Origin of the sequence: Ferrovum sp. (assembly GCF_027317285.1) — a bacterium.
GTDB lineage: Bacteria > Pseudomonadota > Gammaproteobacteria > Burkholderiales > Ferrovaceae > Ferrovum.
Genome location: NZ_DAHVHV010000052.1, coordinates 1 through 14,587, shown reverse-complemented (window position 1 = coordinate 14,587; position 14,587 = coordinate 1). Strand labels below are relative to the sequence as shown.

Here is a 14,587-nt window from a genome sequence, read left to right as displayed (position 1 = left end):
ATCCGTTCCACAGCCTACGCCCTGACGCAATTGCTCGCCCTGAAGTTGTGGGAATCCTTTCCGTTGATGGAAATCGCGCCCTGGCGCAAGGGAACAATGATTACGGCGGGACTTTTCGGTCAGTGGATGCGAATCCAATTTATCGGACTTCCCGTGCGCCATGCCTACAACCCGAAGTCGGGGAATTTCGTGATGCCTTTCCCCACCCAGGATCAACGATTGCAGTGTTGAGGCGTACAACCTCCCGTCTGTCATGGTCGAATCGTCCTGTTTTTGTGTTCGACCCACCCACCACCAGGAAAAATCCGGGACGGTTGGGAGAGGCGTATGTCTAAAGTTCAGTAATAAAAACGAAACTGTAAACAATCAGCCTGACGGAACGATATTCCAGGAGTCCCATCCACTTCTCCTGCCTGACGATCATGAGAGATACTTTTTGGATCGCAACATCGCAGGACTGCGATACGCGTTGCCATGATGTCCCCCATCGGTGGATCACCCCATTCCACCCCTTCCGCGTAAACTGAACCATGGTTGCTGTGCCCGGAACAGTGACTCTGGGTTCGGAAGGTTTCCATGATCCCTTTTTCAAGGAAGAGAGAAGGATCAAAAGTAACAGCCAGAGCAATTGCAACGGGAGTCTCAGAATATCTGCTGCGTGGAAAGATTCAAAATCGATATGAGGGAAATAACCTGCAAATACCGACGGATTGTTAACCACGTTGTCCGAAATTTCCCCCCCACCAGCATGACCAGACAACTCGTTGAAGAATAGGGTTTTTAGAAAAACCACCCAATTATCGACGCGGATACCGTTGGCCAGAAAGAATTCATCCCAGGGAAAAGGAGTGCGGTCTCGTCCGTCTCTCATGCCGTGATCCGCTCTGGCTCTGGGTCAGTCAACCAGGTCGCCAACGATAAAAAATCCCGTGCTGCTTGGGAAGAGGGAGCCCTGGAAAAAATATCCCCTCGTTGCGCATAAGCTTCGCGCAACCCTTCATCCCTGTGGAGTACCACGCGAATGGCCAGGTCGGCGCATTCTGCACGAAGCACCGACAATACATCCCGATCCAACCTGAGGGCCGAATCGAAACGATTGAGTAACGCATGAACCTTGGTGCGTGAGGAAAAAAGACGGATTTTATTCTCGACCTGCCGTAACCGCACCAGTGAAGACAAGCCTGTATCGAGCACCATGATCACCTGGTCGGACTGGCATGCGGCCTGCAGTTGCAACGCAGTACCGAGACGAGAACCATCAAATACCACTGTCGTACCCGTGGGAAGTTCCAGCGCATTCAATTCCGTTTCCAACCAGTCAGAACGCTGTTCGATCCATTGATTAAAATTTCCTTCCTGCTCACGGGTAATGCAGCCAAAGGGAATGAAGTCGATCAACTGAGGATTTCGATAGTTGGCATCCTTCCAATCCTTGCCCAGAAGAATTCTGCTTGCAAACCCGTCACTCTCACTCAGGTCCAGGCCAAGATGGCCAGCCAAACTGTTGTCTGAAGACAGATCCATCGCCAGGACCGGCTGACGCTGTGCCGCCAGTGCGTAAGACAACTGTGCCACCACCGTCGTCACTCCCACGCCTCCGGCCAAACCAATGACGGAAATTTTTTTCACCCAGCCTCCTGGGATGCCTGCTGCCAGAAATCGAGAATTTCCTTCAACATTGGCCAAACTTGAAGGGCATGTTGGGATTTCTCCTTCATGCCCGTTTCATGATAGCGCCAGGGCGCATTGCAAAACTGATGTAACTCGTCGATATCTACCCGAGCCAACTCTATCTCATGTAACTTCATGACATTATTCCCACCGCACACAGCGCTGCGGCCTTGATCTCGTGATTCATCGGTACGCTCACCTAAAAAGCAGTTCTTGACTGGCTGGATAGTTCTGCCTCTCAGGCGAGGGAACCTTTCTTCTGGAGACTTTAAGCACAAACCGTGCCACTTATTCTGTTGTAAGAAAAAATTAATATATAACATATTGTTATAAATTAGAGGCAAGGAGGCGGGGACAGTGAGATGTAAAGAATTCCGACACTTGATCGGAATCAGAAGGGCGGCTTGCGTGGTCTGTTTCAGACTCCAGCCAGCGGTGAATTCCCGGTTTGGACTTCGAACACGGCTACTGCACGAAAAGGTTTTCCGAAAACACAGCAGTCCTGGATTACATCGATGCTGTTTTCCGAATTCGTTTCACCCATCGATCAAGATATGCTTTTTGAATGCACCACTCACCGCCGGATTTGCGCGGATTCTGGCAGCGATCTACAAGGACGGGCGGGTGAGGATTTTCTGGAACAGGGCCATCTGTCCTTCGCTGGTTTCATCCCAACTGAAACGACGGGCAAATTCCCGGGTGTCCTGCCGGTCGGGCGGGGCCTTGAAGAGATCGGTGATGGCCTGGCTGAGGGCCTCCGGGGTGCGTTCCTGGACCAGTCTGCCGGCACAGGGTTCGGTGATCAGTTCGGGGCTGCCGCCCACTGCGGTGGAGACCACGGGCGTGCCGCAGGCCATGGCTTCCAGGAGGACGTTGGCCCAGCCTTCGCTGGACGAGGCCAGCACCAGGGCATCGGCTGCGCTGTAATGTCTGGTCAGCTCGACCTGGGGCATGTGGGTTTTGAACTGCACCCGGGCACTGAGGCCCCGTTCCTGGACGAGGTGTTCAAGGGCTTTTTGCTCGGGGCCCGATCCGATGATGAGCAGGTGGAAGGAGGGGAGGGATTCGAGCGCCCGAACCACCAGATCATGGCCCTTTCCCGAAACCAGATGGCCCACGGAGACCAGCAGGGGGCCGTGGATCCCCAGTTTTTTGCGGGTTTCATCCCGCTCCGAGGGCTGGAACAGGGACAGATCCACCCCGTTTCTCAGCACGGTGATTTTATGTTCGTCGACGCCCAGATGAACGAGTGCCTGCCTGAGGGACCCGGAAACCGTGATGAGGTGGGCGGCGTGACGGGCGGCTCCTTGAATGAGGGCCCTGGGAATGGGGTAATCGGGCAGGAGATTGAGGTCGCTGCCCCGGGCGGTGATGAGCACGGGCTTCTTCAGCCAGCGGCCCAGCAGGGTGGCGGCTACGCCATCGGGGTAGAAATAGTGGGCATCGATCAGGTCGAAATCCTGTCCGTGGCGGATTTGCGCTCTGAGCAGGGGCAAGCAGGCCAGGGCCATGCCCCAGGGGGCCAGGTTCATTCCGAATTTGGGAATCAGGGGGTAGCGGGGATGTTCGATGGAAATGCCCCGCCGAACTTCACGTTGGGGGACGCGGGCCTGGCGGGCGTAGTCTCCAAACCGTTCATGGGTGAAGGGAAACCAGGGGACCGGGGCCATGACCCGGGCTTCGACGGGTTGGGTATCCAGTAACTGGCGCAGGCGTGTTTCCACAAAGATCCCATGGTGGGGCTTGGTGGCGTTGGGGTAGAGGGAACTGAAGGTAAGCAGGCGCATCGACGTCAGGGGCGTGGATGGGCGAGTAACCGTTGGTAGAGGGGAAGGTAACGGTGCACGCTGTTTTGCCAGGTGCGTTCGGTTTCCACGAAATTCCGTCCGGCCAGGGTCAGGCCATGCCGGAGCGTGGGGTCGGTGAGCAGGCGATGAACCGCGCGGGTCAGGTCCCGGGGGTCGCCTGCCTTGAAGAGAAGCCCGGTTTTTTCATGCTGGATGAGTTCCTTATGCCCGCCCACATCCGAGGCAATGAAGGATTTCCCCTGGGCCATGGCCTCCAGGGGTTTGAGGGGCGTGACCAGTTCGGTCAGGCGCATGGACAGTCGGGGATAGACCAGTACATCGATGAGGCCATAGTAACGGTGGACCTCCTGATGGGGCACCCGACCGGCAAATACCACCTTGTCGGCTATCTTCAGGCGTTGGGCCAGCGCCTTCAGAGCCTCTTCCTGGGGACCTCCCCCCACCAGAAGAAGGCGGGCCCGGGGGAGCATGGTCAGGATCTGAGGCAGGGCCTCCAGCAGCAGGGACAGCCCTTCGTAGGCGTAGAAGGAACCAATGAATCCAAGCACCTGGGCATCATCCAGCCCCAGGTGTTTTTGCAACGCCGGATCGGGCGGGCCGCCCAGGGGAAAATGGGCGATGTCCACGGCATTGGGAATCACGGTGACCTTGTCCCCGGCAATCCCCCGGCTGACGATGTCCTGGCGCAGACCTTCACAGATCGTGGTGATGGCGTCCACTTTTCGGAAAGCCAGGGTATCGAGGGCGCGGGTGAGGCGGTAACGGAGGCTCCCTTCCTTCGTGGTGCCGTGGTCCACGGCCGCATCCTCCCAGAAGGCACGGACTTCATAGACCACGGGGATCCGGTATTGGCGACCGACCTTGAGGGCGGGGAGGGCGTTCAGGACGGGGGAATGGGCGTGCAGGATGTCCGGTTGGGTCTTTTCGATGACCTCGTGCAGCCGCCGCTCCAGTCCCTTCATTACCCCCACCTGGTTCAGCAGGGGGAGTCTGCCCGGTGCGCCCGCCGCCGTGCGGTAGAAATGCCAACCGTCCACCATTTCTTCCGGCACGGTGCAGCCCGTCTGCTTTTCGCTGGTCAGGTGGCAGGTCTCCCAGCCCAATGCCCGCTGTTCCTTGAGAATGGACAGGGTGCGAAAAGTATAGCCGCTGTGCAGGGGAAGGGAATGATCCAGTATGTGGAGAATGCGCATGGCCTAGAGTCGCAGGAAAGATTCAAACATGAGCAACGACCAGAGGGGCGCGCTGTAATCGCGGCGTCCTGCCTGGTGTTCCTCCACCAGATGGGTAAGGAAGGTCGGGTTGAAAATCCCGCAGTCCATCAGGCGCGGACCCAGCACGGAGGTGCGCACCGTTTCGCGCAAGGGGCCGCGGAACCAACTGGCCAGGGGCACCGCGAAGCCCATTTTTTGACGGTACAGGATGTCCTGGGGCAGATAGGGTTCCAGGGCTTTCTTGAGAAGGTATTTGCCTTCGCCCTGGTGCAGTTTGAGGGCGGAGGGAAGTCCCGACACCCATTCCATCAGGGGATGGTCTAGCAGGGGTTCGCGGACCTCCAGGGCATGGGCCATGCTGGCGCGATCCACTTTGGTGAGGATGTCGCCTGGCAGGTAGGTTTTGATGTCCAGGTACTGAACCAGAGACAGGGGATCCTGGGTGGGAGAATTCCGGGCATGGGTTTTCAGCACCTCCACCGCTCGGTAGCCCTGCAGGTTGGCCGAGAAAGCGGGGCTGAACAATTGGTTGCGCAGGCGGTCGCCCAGCAGGGACACGCTGTGAAAATACCCTTCCACCGAATCCCGGGCGAGGGCTTCGAACGTGCTTTTGGCCCGGAACATGCGGGGGGCCCAATCCGCCTTGGGGTACAGGGCGCCCAGGGCGCCGAAGAGGGGGCGGCGCAGCCCCAGGGGGAGGAGCGCCCGCATTTTTTCTTCTGCCATGTGGAAGCGGTAACGTCGGTACCCGGCCAGGTTTTCATCGCCGCCATCCCCCGACAGGGCCACGGTGACGGAGCGGCGCGCCAGTTCGCAGACCCGGTAGGTGGGCAGCGCGGAACTGTCGGCATAGGGTTCGTCGTAGAGTGCGGCCAGTTGATCCACCAGGGAAAAATCATTGGGGTCCACTTCGCTGGTCTGATGGCGGGTATGGTACTGCCGGGCCACTTGCTCGGCGTAGGGCGCTTCGTTGAAACGGGGGTCCTGAAAGGCAATGGAACAGGTATTGACCGGCTCCGTGCTCAGTTCCGCCATCAGGGCAACCACGGCGCTGGAATCCACGCCCCCGGATAAAAAGGCCCCCAACGGCACTTCGGAGACCAGGCGAATGCGCACGGCCTCGCGCAGGCGTTCCACCAGTTCCGCCTGCATGTCCTGCATCGAGGTGACGGGAACGGGGGCGAAGGGGATGTCCCAGTAACGGTGCGGCGCGGGAAGCGGCGCATGGGGGGAAAGGGTCAGATGATGGCCGGGGGGAAGCTTGAAGGTGTTCCGGTAAATGGTGCGGGGTTCGGGGATATACCCATAGGCAAAGTATTCCTCCACGGCGCAGGGGTCGAGGGTCGGGTCAAAACCGGGGTACAGGCGCAGGGCTTTGAGTTCTGAGGAAAAGATGAATTTTCCATCGGGTTGCAGGCTGTAAAAGAGGGGTTTGACGCCCAGTCGGTCACGGGCCAGAAACAACTTTTGACGGGGGCGATCCCACAGGGCAAAAGCGAACATTCCCCGGAAACGCTCGACACAGTTTTCTCCCCACTCTTCCCAGGCATGGACGATGACCTCGGTGTCGCAGTGGGTGCGGAAGGTGTGGCCCAGAGCCTGCAACTCGGGCATGAGGTCCACAAAGTTGTAGATTTCACCGTTGAAGACCACCACCACGCTGTGGTCCTCATTGAACAGCGGTTGCTGTCCCGACGAGAGGTCGATGATCGACAGACGACGGTGGCCCAAACCCACCCCAGGCTCCAGGTGCAAGCCCCCTTCATCCGGGCCCCGATGGAATTGGGCTTCATTCATCCGGTCCAGAAGTTCTCGGCTGAGGGAGGATTTTCCTCGGGTATCAAAGATTCCGACCAGACCGCACATCAGGCAGTTTTCCGGGGGCGGACATAAATCGACTTCTGGACGGGGCTTCTGTTCATCCGCTTTTCCTTGGGGTCAGTGAATCGGGATCAGGGCGTATATTGCCACAAGTCGTTCAGGTAGTTCGTACTGCCTTCCAGTCCCCCGAACAACCATAAAGATCCGGATCCGGAAGTTGAAAACCAGGCATTGGCACTGTAACGTGCGCCCGGCATTCCCTGGGTGCCCGGTTGGGAACCGTAACTGCCGATTTGATTGGCCAGCTTGCTCCCGTTGACCCAAGTCCACTGCTGGGTGCTGAGGGTGAATTTCCACAGATCGTTCAATTCTCCCAGGGTACCGGTGGAATCATAGCCATAACCCCCAAATAACCATAAATTGCCAGAAGTGTCCGTCCATGCCACAGAACTGTCCCGTGATCCGGGGAGATTGGTGGAACTGGGGGTCTGGGAATTGCCATAACTTCCAGTCTGGTTCAAGGGATTGCCGGAACGGATCAGGGTCCATGTGTTATTGGTAGGGGTGAATTTCCACAGATCGTTCAATTCTCCCAAGGTATTGGTAGGGCCATATCCGACCCCTCCGAACAACCACAGATTCCCCGTCGAGTCGATCCAGGCTACACTGTCATGGCGTGCGCCTGGTGATGTACCCATCGATAGTTGGTTGGGGGAACTGGAACCACTGACCCAAGTCCATGTTTTAGCGCTGGGGGCGTATTTCCACAGATCGTTCAACTCTCCTGTGGAACCTGAGGAAGCATACCCTTTTCCACCGAATAACCACAAATTTCCCGTCGAATCAGTCCATGAAACGCTGGCCAAGCGTGAGCCAGGAGTTCCAGTGGTCCCTGGGTTACCACCATAACTGCCAGATTGATTGATCAGGTTGGAACCTCCAACCCAGGTCCATGTCTTGCTGGTGGGGACGTATTCCCACAGGTCGTTCAGATCACCAGCAGTGCTGGTGGAAGCATAGCCATAACCGCCAAACAACCATAAATTCCCTGAGAGATCGATCCAGGACACGGAATCGTTTCTGGCGCCAGGAAGATTGCTGGGGCTGGCGGTGCCTTGCGTGCCGTAAACTCCTGGCAGATTTGTTTGCGAAGGCGCAATTTCCTGGGTCCATGTGTGCGTGGTCGGGTTGTACACCCAAAGATCATTGGCATCACTGCTGGGTGAAATTTCGCCCCCGAACATCCAGAAGTTGCCGGAGGAATCGGTCCAGGTGGCGGAACTCATGCGAGCCCCGGGAGTCGTCGCTGTGGATGACTGGTTGGGGGTGGAACTTCCCCCCATCCAGGTCCAGGGCAGAAGCGCACTGAGGGAAAGGGCGGGGGTGGATGCTGATCCGCCTCCCCCCCCTCCACAGGAAGAAAGGGCTAGAGCCAGAAGCAGTACCCGTGGGCTGGAAAGAGGTGTACCATTTCCCCATTTTCCCGAACGATCAGATCGTGGTTGGAAAAAGAGTGGGCATGCCTGTAGAATTTTTAGCCGGAATCTCTGTGTCATACATGAATTTCCCAGGGTACGATGACTTTCGCCATTGTAGATGAATACGGTTGGAGAAGTGACAGGATTTGACGGAGGGGACGGGTGATCCAGGCCGGTCCGGCGTGATTTTTTTGCAGGGAACTTAGTCCATGGCCAAGCGAAGATCGAGATCCAGCCGTTACCGATACAGAACCACGAAGTTCCTCCTGTTTGGGGGGGCGTTGTTGGTATTGATGGGGGTCGGTGGTGCTTTTGTGGAGTATCGTGCCTCAGGCTATAGCGTGGCCGAGATTCTGAACTATCTGGAGCGCAGGGTCGAGGGGCATCCCCGTCTGGAAAAATGGACGGCGCCGGTGTTTGCCGGGATTCGGGCCTGGGATGGCGAATCAGCCTTTCAGGCACAGGCGGCTCAACCTTTTCAGATTCCCCCGCCGCCTCCCCGATGGGGACCGGTCGTCTCGCAGGGCGCAGAGGAACAGGCGTTGATCCAACCCTATCTGCCCGATGGGTGGTTGGTCCCGCCGGGGCCCGTTCGTCATGTCCTTCATGTGGGTCCGTCCGAACCTATCAAAAGTATTTCTGTGGCTGCCTCCATGGCGCGGGACGGGGACACCGTCCAGATCGATGCCGGGGACTACCATGAGGATGTGGTGGCTTCATGGGGGCAGAATGATCTGACCATCCAGGGGGTGGGGGGCAATGCGCGCCTGTTTGCGGACGGCAGCAGCGCCGAAGGAAAAGCCATCTGGGTCGTCCGGGGCGGTCGGATCCGGGTTGAAAACATCGACTTCATGAATGCCCGGGTCTCTGACCGTAACGGTGCAGGCATCCGTTTCGAAAAAGGGGACCTCTGGGTTCGTAATTGTCTGTTTTTTGCCAACGAGAACGGACTGTTGACCTCGGATGAAGAACATTCTTCCCTGGTGATCGAGAACAGCGAGTTTGCCTACAATGGGGCAGGGGATGGCTTCTCCCACAATCTCTATGTGGGCAAACTGAAGTCCCTGGTGGTGTTGGCCAGTTACTTTCACCACGCCAATGTGGGACATCTGTTCAAGAGCCGGGCGATCCGGAATGACATTCTTTACAATCGCCTGACGGATGAAATGGAGGGAAGAGCCAGTTACGAACTCGATTTGCCCAATGGGGGTACGGCGCTGGTGCTGGGGAACATCATTCAACAGGGAACGGACACGGAAAATTCCACAGTCATATCCTATGGGGAAGAGGGAATGTCCGGGCCGGACAATGCGCTCTACCTGGCCAGCAATACGCTGGTGAACGACAAGGAAGGCGCCGGCGCTTTCCTGCGCGTCCCCAAGGCGGGAGTCCGGGTGGTTTCCGTCAACAATCTGCGGGTGGGGTATGGGGAATACCACGTGCTGGCGGGACTGGTCTCTTTCAATGACCGGTCAGCAGACTGGCAGGCCTTTTACCGGCCGCTCCGTCAGGACTATCGGCTGGAGGCGCCGGTAGAGGGACAGTTGCACTATGAGAGCCCTTCCCCTCTGCTGGCTCCGGGGTTCGATCTCGTTCCGCGGGCCGAACCCGTGGCCCCCCGTCAAGTGAGGTTGTTGAAGCACCCGCCGGTTTATCCCGGCGCGCTGCAAACCCTGGCGCCCTGAGGCCCTCGAGCATGTCCTGGAGATGGCTTGCCGAATGGATCATGCCGCCTTTGGTGTTGCTGTTGCCGATCCTTTGGGGGGTGGGATCGATGCGGCGCGGAAACCGGCGGCGGGGTACCTGGCTGGCAGTGGGTGGACTGGCGTTGTTCTGGATCGTTTCCACCCCCTGGGTCAGCAGTTTTCTGCTGTACCAACTCATGCCTCCCTACCGTAATCTGCAGGGCAACGAGGCAGATGCCATCGTCATCCTGTCCGCCGGCACGATTCGAAACAGGCTCGAATACGGGGGGCGCGTTCCAAAAATCCTGACTCTGGAGAGGATTCGGTACGGGGCATGGCTGGCCCGTCGATGGCATAAACCCATATTGGTTTCAGGGGGCGGGCCGGGGCGGTCGGGCGTGTCCGAAAGCCAGGTCATGAAAAGCGTGCTGGAGAATGAATTTGGGGTTCCAGTCCGCTGGATTGAAACGCGCTCCAGGACCACCCGGGAAAATGCACTGGATTCGGTTCCCCTGCTGAAGGCAGCGGGAATCACCCGGATCTACCTGGTGAGTCATGCCTGGCATCTGAATCGGGCCGTTCCCGAGTTCGAGCGTCTGGGGATGACCGTCGTTCCGGCGGGGACTGGATACGACGAGAAAAGCATCAATGGGTTCAGTTTCTTGCCCAGCCCTTCGGGGTTGCAGAATTTTTACTACTTCTGCCATGAAGTTCTGGGAAGAGTTTGGTACATCTGGCTTGACAGGATCAAACCGGATGGGTCATAGTCGGTTTAAGAATTCCTTAATTTGCGTTAAGCGGATTTTAAACTGGGGGGGCCATACTCCACGCATGGTCAATGGGCGTGGGGGGCTTGAGATGTTCGAAATAATCGTTGGATTACAGCATTCTGGGGAGAATGATCTCATGGCCACCAAGTATGATGTCGGGCACGACTGTGACGACGATATCATAGCGTCTTTTTTTGATTCGATTCCCTCGTCCCTGTCGTCGATGAGTTATGCCCTCCCGGAGAATGACGATACAGTTCCCCTCTCCACCCAGTCTCATGAGTATCGGATCCGTTTGGCCAATACGGAAGAACGTCAGGCATCGGCCAGTATCCTGATCAACCGGATGTATGAGTGGCGGGGCTACAAGCATCTGTCGTCATCGACCAGCACCGAACCCAACCGGATCACCTTGCTGGCATATGACAATGATGCGGATGTGATCGGTACGATTTCCGTCGGGATCGATTCGCCCCTGGGCCTTTATGCGGACTGCGGTTATCACGACGTGCTGGATGACCTGCGTGCCCAGGGCAAGGTGTTGTGCGAGTTCAATCGGTTGGCCATGGATCCTCAGGTCAGGAACAAACGGGTGCTGGCCAGTTTGTTCCATGTGGCCTATCTGTATCCCTACGGATTGTTTAGCTGTACGGATGGGCTGTTGGAGGTCAATCCCCGTCATGCAAGATTTTATGAACAGATGCTCGGGTTTACCCTCGTCGGACCGGAGCGGATCTGCCCGCGGGTGAATGCGCCCTCGGTACTCCTGTTGATCGACTTTGAGGAACTGGGGCGCAGGATCCGGGAGGTGGGGGGAAGGATGGACAGAGCGGTGGGGGATCGTTCCCTTTTTCCCTACCTGATGACCGCCAAGGATTCCGAAGGGATCCTGGGCAGGCTTCGCCAGATGGCCTATGATTCCCCCAGCATTTCGTGATGTTTGGTTATTCCGATGCCTTTTCGCGCAACATAGGCTGGTTGACCCGGAAGGAGCAGGCTTCTCTGGCCGGCAAGTGCATTGCCATCGCGGGCATGGGAGGCGTGGGGGGGAACCACTTGCTGACCCTGGCCCGGTTGGGAGTGGGGCAGTTCCATATCGCCGACTTCGACACTTTCGAAATCCATAATTTCAATCGCCAAGTGGGCGCCACGGTTTCTCATCTGGGACGCCCCAAGGTTCAGGTACTGGCTGAAATGGCCCGGGACATCAACCCCGAACTGGAGATTCGCACCTTTCCCGAAGGGGTGACGGAGACCAATCTGGCCGATTTTCTCTCCGGGGTGGATGTGTACGTCGATGGGCTGGATTTCTTCGCTTTTTCAGCACGCCACAGGACCTTCGATGCCTGTGCCGGGGCCGGGATTCCCGTGGTGACGGCTGCTCCCCTGGGAATGGGGGCGGCGGTGGTGAATTTCATGCCGGGGGGAATGTCCTTCGAAGAGTATTTTTGCTGGGGGAATGAGACGGACGAGGGCAAAGCCTTGCGCTTTTTGTTGGGATTGGCGCCGGCCCGACTGCATTTCGACTATCTGGTGGATCCCTCTTCCGTGAGTTTGAAGGAACGTCGGGGACCTTCGACCTTCATGGCCTGTCAACTCTGTGCCGGCATGGCGGCCACCGAGGCGCTAAAAATGTTGCTGGGACGTGGTAAAGTCTGGGCAGCCCCATACAGTCACCAGTTCGATGCCTACCGGAACAAACTGGTTCGTACCTGGAGACCGGGAGGAAACCGCCACCCGCTGCAGAGGATTGCACTTCGGATCGCGGAAAGCCGACTGGCAAAACTCAACGAATGAGCAGGCGAGGACAGGATGGCAGCCGCAGAACAGGTCAAGGAAATTCTGGAGTGGGCGAAATGGGCGCCGAGTGGAGACAATACCCAACCCTGGCGTTTTGAAATCGTCTCCGACCGGCAGGTCAATGTTCATGGTTTTGATACGCGGACCCATTGCCTCTATGATCTGGGAGGGCAGGCCAGCCACCTGGCGCTGGGGGCGCTGCTGGAAAATATGCGCCTGGCCGCTACCCGTTTCGGTTTTTCCACCCGGATCGTGGAACGGGCGGGGTGTCTGGAAGCCGCACCTGTTTTCGAGGTGACTTTCGAGGCCGAATCTCTCGAAGAAGATCCTCTGGCGGAAATGATCAGGCTCCGTTCCGTCCAGCGTCGTCCCTATCGTCTCGATCCTCTGACTCCGGAACAGAAACAGGCTCTGGAATCCTCCGTGGGGCCGAACTACCGGGTGTTATGGTTTGAAGGTTTTGCCCAGCGTTGGGCATTTGCCTCACTCACCGCACGGGCAGGAAAATTGCGCCTGACGATTCCGGAAGCCTACGCCGTCCATCGCGACATCATCCAGTGGGGGGCGCAGTTCAGCGAGGACCGGGTGCCCGATCAAGCCATCGGGCTGGATGCGCTGACCCTCAGGTTGACGCGCTGGGCCATGGTGAGTTGGGAACGTGTCGATTTTTTTAACAGGTACTTGGCCGGGACCTGGATTCCCCGGATCCGTCTGGATTTCATTCCGGGATTGGCCTGTGCGGCGCATTTTGCGCTGGTGGCCGGTGCGGTTCCGCGCTCTTTGCGCGACGAAATCGATGCAGGAAAAGCGCTCCAGCGTTTCTGGCTGACCGCGACGCAGTTGAGGTTGCAATTACAACCCGAGATGACTCCGCTCATTTTCAGGCGCTACGCGACTCAAGGGATCTCCCTGTCCGTCCGGAAAGAGGCGCAGCCGCAGGCCGAACGTATTGCCGCTCACCTGGACAGGCGGATGGGCGGAAGGGAGCAGGCCGACCGGGTGGTTTTCATGGGGCGAATCGGGTGTTCGGCGCCCGCCCGGGCCCGCTCGACACGTTTGCCCCTGCTTCGGTTACACTGGCCTGGAACCTCATGAAAGGAGAATGAAACTGCCATGGTACCGACAGGATCCGAACAACTTATGGAAAAACTGGCCCGGATCCCCGATGGGGGAGAGGTATTCCATGGGGTGGCGCCCCTGCTGGAACGATGGTGCGCCCGTCTGGCCGAGGTGTTCGAGGCTGAGGGAACCTCGGCCATGGTGTTTGATGGGGAAGGATTGCAATTGTGCGCCCACTATGGCGACCTTCCTGCCGTGGCCTATCGGGACAGGGTCAGACAGGGCGAAGGGATTGCCGGCCACGTGCTGGCCTCGGGAAAGCCTTTGCTGGTCGAGAACATCGAAACGTCGACCTACTTTTCGCACGCCCGGTATCCCCGGAACCGGGGCAAGAGTTTTCTTTCCGTTCCGTTGCTTCGGGAAGGAAAAGTGGCGGGAATCGTGAATGTGCGGGGGGGGCTGGGGAAAGCGTACGATACCCAGGAGTTGCGGGCATTGACCATCGCCGGACTGTTGGTGGGACGGGATATTCAACTGGTACAGATGCGGGGCGTTCTGCGCTCCAGTTTCATCACGATGGCCCTGGAAAAAACCCATCGACCGGACCTGAATGCCATGGTGAAAGCGGCGGAGGATCCGGGGAAACTGGCCAAACTGTTGGCGCGCTCCTTTTACCGGGAGTTGCGCCGGGCGGGGTTTGCCTCGACGCAGATCATCATGGCGGCCACGGAAATCATTTCAGGGCTGGGTGCTTCATTGCGCGATGGGCGGAAGGGGGAGCGCTGATCACCCGGCAATAGTGTCGGAAAACTTTACACATTGGAAGAATGGGCCCGAGGTTAAAAGTTGGTTTCCAATGATTATCAACAAGATATGAATGTTGGCATGACTCGTGCTTATAAATGGGTGCAATCCTGATCACAGTCAACCAACCGGAGTCAATCATGAAACTTCAAAAAAAATCCCTTCTGGCGACTTTAGCCACGGCTGCAGTGTTGGTGGGGATGTCCTCCAACGCTTCCGCCGGAATCGATGTCCAAAACTGGCAATTGAACCTCAACACGCTGGCTGGTATGCCAGGTTATGGTGGTGTGGCCGGGTTGGTGGACACAGGTATCAATAACCTTTCTTTCAATGGGGAAAGTTATGTAACGAATACCGCAACTTCGACTCCCGGTATTTACACCTCTACGGATGTTGGGGTGTTCAACATTACCCAAAAGAATAGTGGAGTTAGCCTGCCTTTGGGCGGAGGGCAACTGACCGCCTATTTCCAAGGGA

14 protein-coding genes and 1 pseudogene are annotated in these 14,587 nt (G+C 57.6%); 8 read left to right on the top strand and 7 right to left on the bottom strand.

Going from position 1 to position 14,587, the window contains the following annotated elements; all coding sequences use genetic code 11:
- Nucleotides 1-231: pseudogene (locus M6F29_RS09855) on the top strand (IS701 family transposase); the annotation flags it as partial.
- Between the two features lie 100 nt (nucleotides 232-331).
- On the opposite strand, the gene M6F29_RS09850 reads toward M6F29_RS09855, so the two are convergent.
- The 7 genes from M6F29_RS09850 to M6F29_RS09820 form a co-directional block, all read right to left on the bottom strand.
- A complete protein-coding gene (locus M6F29_RS09850; RefSeq protein WP_298159194.1) occupies nucleotides 332-871 on the bottom strand; it encodes a hypothetical protein in 540 nt (179 codons plus the stop codon).
- Complete coding sequence (gene bcsQ / locus M6F29_RS09845) at nucleotides 868-1,629, bottom strand: cellulose biosynthesis protein BcsQ (protein WP_298159191.1); 762 nt, start codon at nucleotides 1,627-1,629, stop codon at nucleotides 868-870. The genes M6F29_RS09850 and bcsQ overlap by 4 nt, the downstream gene beginning before the upstream one ends.
- On the bottom strand, nucleotides 1,626-1,808 hold the full coding sequence (locus tag M6F29_RS09840) for a hypothetical protein (RefSeq protein WP_298159188.1): 183 nt from the start codon (nucleotides 1,806-1,808) through the stop codon (nucleotides 1,626-1,628). Before M6F29_RS09840 ends, bcsQ begins: the two co-directional genes overlap by 4 nt.
- Before the next feature lie 471 nt (nucleotides 1,809-2,279).
- Nucleotides 2,280-3,458 carry a glycosyltransferase family 4 protein gene (locus M6F29_RS09835; protein WP_298159186.1) on the bottom strand — a complete coding sequence of 393 codons (1,179 nt, stop codon included), beginning with the start codon at nucleotides 3,456-3,458 and terminating at the stop codon, nucleotides 2,280-2,282.
- A gap of 5 nt (nucleotides 3,459-3,463) precedes the next feature.
- Entirely contained in the window at nucleotides 3,464-4,672 is a 1,209-nt protein-coding gene (locus tag M6F29_RS09830) for a TIGR04063 family PEP-CTERM/XrtA system glycosyltransferase (protein WP_298159183.1), read from the bottom strand.
- A gap of 3 nt (nucleotides 4,673-4,675) precedes the next feature.
- A complete protein-coding gene (locus tag M6F29_RS09825) occupies nucleotides 4,676-6,559 on the bottom strand; it encodes an XrtA/PEP-CTERM system amidotransferase (protein ID WP_298159180.1) in 1,884 nt (627 codons plus the stop codon).
- An 86-nt stretch (nucleotides 6,560-6,645) separates the two neighbouring features.
- Entirely contained in the window at nucleotides 6,646-7,800 is a 1,155-nt protein-coding gene (locus M6F29_RS09820) for a Kelch repeat-containing protein (protein WP_298159177.1), read from the bottom strand.
- A gap of 401 nt (nucleotides 7,801-8,201) precedes the next feature.
- Between M6F29_RS09820 and M6F29_RS09815 the strand changes: the two genes are divergently transcribed.
- The 7 genes from M6F29_RS09815 to M6F29_RS09785 form a co-directional block, all read left to right on the top strand.
- Nucleotides 8,202-9,677 (top strand): right-handed parallel beta-helix repeat-containing protein, encoded by a 1,476-nt coding sequence (locus M6F29_RS09815; RefSeq protein WP_298159174.1) that lies wholly within the window; start codon nucleotides 8,202-8,204, stop codon nucleotides 9,675-9,677.
- An 11-nt stretch (nucleotides 9,678-9,688) separates the two neighbouring features.
- Complete coding sequence (locus M6F29_RS09810) at nucleotides 9,689-10,444, top strand: YdcF family protein (RefSeq protein ID WP_298159171.1); 756 nt, start codon at nucleotides 9,689-9,691, stop codon at nucleotides 10,442-10,444.
- Nucleotides 10,445-10,583: 139 nt separating this feature from the next.
- Nucleotides 10,584-11,384: an N-acyl amino acid synthase FeeM domain-containing protein gene (locus tag M6F29_RS09805; protein ID WP_298159168.1), complete on the top strand. Its 801-nt coding sequence runs from the start codon at nucleotides 10,584-10,586 to the stop codon at nucleotides 11,382-11,384.
- On the top strand, nucleotides 11,384-12,244 hold the full coding sequence (locus M6F29_RS09800; RefSeq protein ID WP_298159165.1) for a ThiF family adenylyltransferase: 861 nt from the start codon (nucleotides 11,384-11,386) through the stop codon (nucleotides 12,242-12,244). Before M6F29_RS09805 ends, M6F29_RS09800 begins: the two co-directional genes overlap by 1 nt.
- A gap of 15 nt (nucleotides 12,245-12,259) precedes the next feature.
- Nucleotides 12,260-13,342 carry a nitroreductase family protein gene (locus M6F29_RS09795; protein WP_298159161.1) on the top strand — a complete coding sequence of 361 codons (1,083 nt, stop codon included), beginning with the start codon at nucleotides 12,260-12,262 and terminating at the stop codon, nucleotides 13,340-13,342.
- 18 nt (nucleotides 13,343-13,360) lie between these two features.
- Nucleotides 13,361-14,092: a GAF domain-containing protein gene (locus tag M6F29_RS09790; RefSeq protein WP_298159159.1), complete on the top strand. Its 732-nt coding sequence runs from the start codon at nucleotides 13,361-13,363 to the stop codon at nucleotides 14,090-14,092.
- Nucleotides 14,093-14,250: 158 nt separating this feature from the next.
- A partial coding sequence (locus M6F29_RS09785) for a hypothetical protein (RefSeq protein ID WP_298159156.1) occupies nucleotides 14,251-14,587 on the top strand: 337 nt, incomplete at its 3' end.

Excerpts from the sequence above, each read along its gene's own strand:
- M6F29_RS09805 (WP_298159168.1), top strand. The coding sequence starts at position 10,584 with ATGGCCACCAAGTATGATGTCGGGCACGACTGTGACGACGATATCATA.
- M6F29_RS09790 (WP_298159159.1), top strand. The coding sequence starts at position 13,361 with ATGGTACCGACAGGATCCGAACAACTTATGGAAAAACTGGCCCGGATC.
- M6F29_RS09795 (WP_298159161.1), top strand. The coding sequence starts at position 12,260 with ATGGCAGCCGCAGAACAGGTCAAGGAAATTCTGGAGTGGGCGAAATGG.
- M6F29_RS09830 (WP_298159183.1), bottom strand. The coding sequence starts at position 4,672 with ATGCGCATTCTCCACATACTGGATCATTCCCTTCCCCTGCACAGCGGC.
- M6F29_RS09810 (WP_298159171.1), top strand. The coding sequence starts at position 9,689 with ATGTCCTGGAGATGGCTTGCCGAATGGATCATGCCGCCTTTGGTGTTG.
- M6F29_RS09800 (WP_298159165.1), top strand. The coding sequence starts at position 11,384 with ATGTTTGGTTATTCCGATGCCTTTTCGCGCAACATAGGCTGGTTGACC.
- M6F29_RS09825 (WP_298159180.1), bottom strand. The coding sequence starts at position 6,559 with ATGTGCGGTCTGGTCGGAATCTTTGATACCCGAGGAAAATCCTCCCTC.
- M6F29_RS09815 (WP_298159174.1), top strand. The coding sequence starts at position 8,202 with ATGGCCAAGCGAAGATCGAGATCCAGCCGTTACCGATACAGAACCACG.
- M6F29_RS09820 (WP_298159177.1), bottom strand. The coding sequence starts at position 7,800 with ATGAGTTCCGCCACCTGGACCGATTCCTCCGGCAACTTCTGGATGTTC.
- M6F29_RS09835 (WP_298159186.1), bottom strand. The coding sequence starts at position 3,458 with ATGCGCCTGCTTACCTTCAGTTCCCTCTACCCCAACGCCACCAAGCCC.
- M6F29_RS09840 (WP_298159188.1), bottom strand. The coding sequence starts at position 1,808 with ATGAAGTTACATGAGATAGAGTTGGCTCGGGTAGATATCGACGAGTTA.
- M6F29_RS09850 (WP_298159194.1), bottom strand. The coding sequence starts at position 871 with ATGAGAGACGGACGAGACCGCACTCCTTTTCCCTGGGATGAATTCTTT.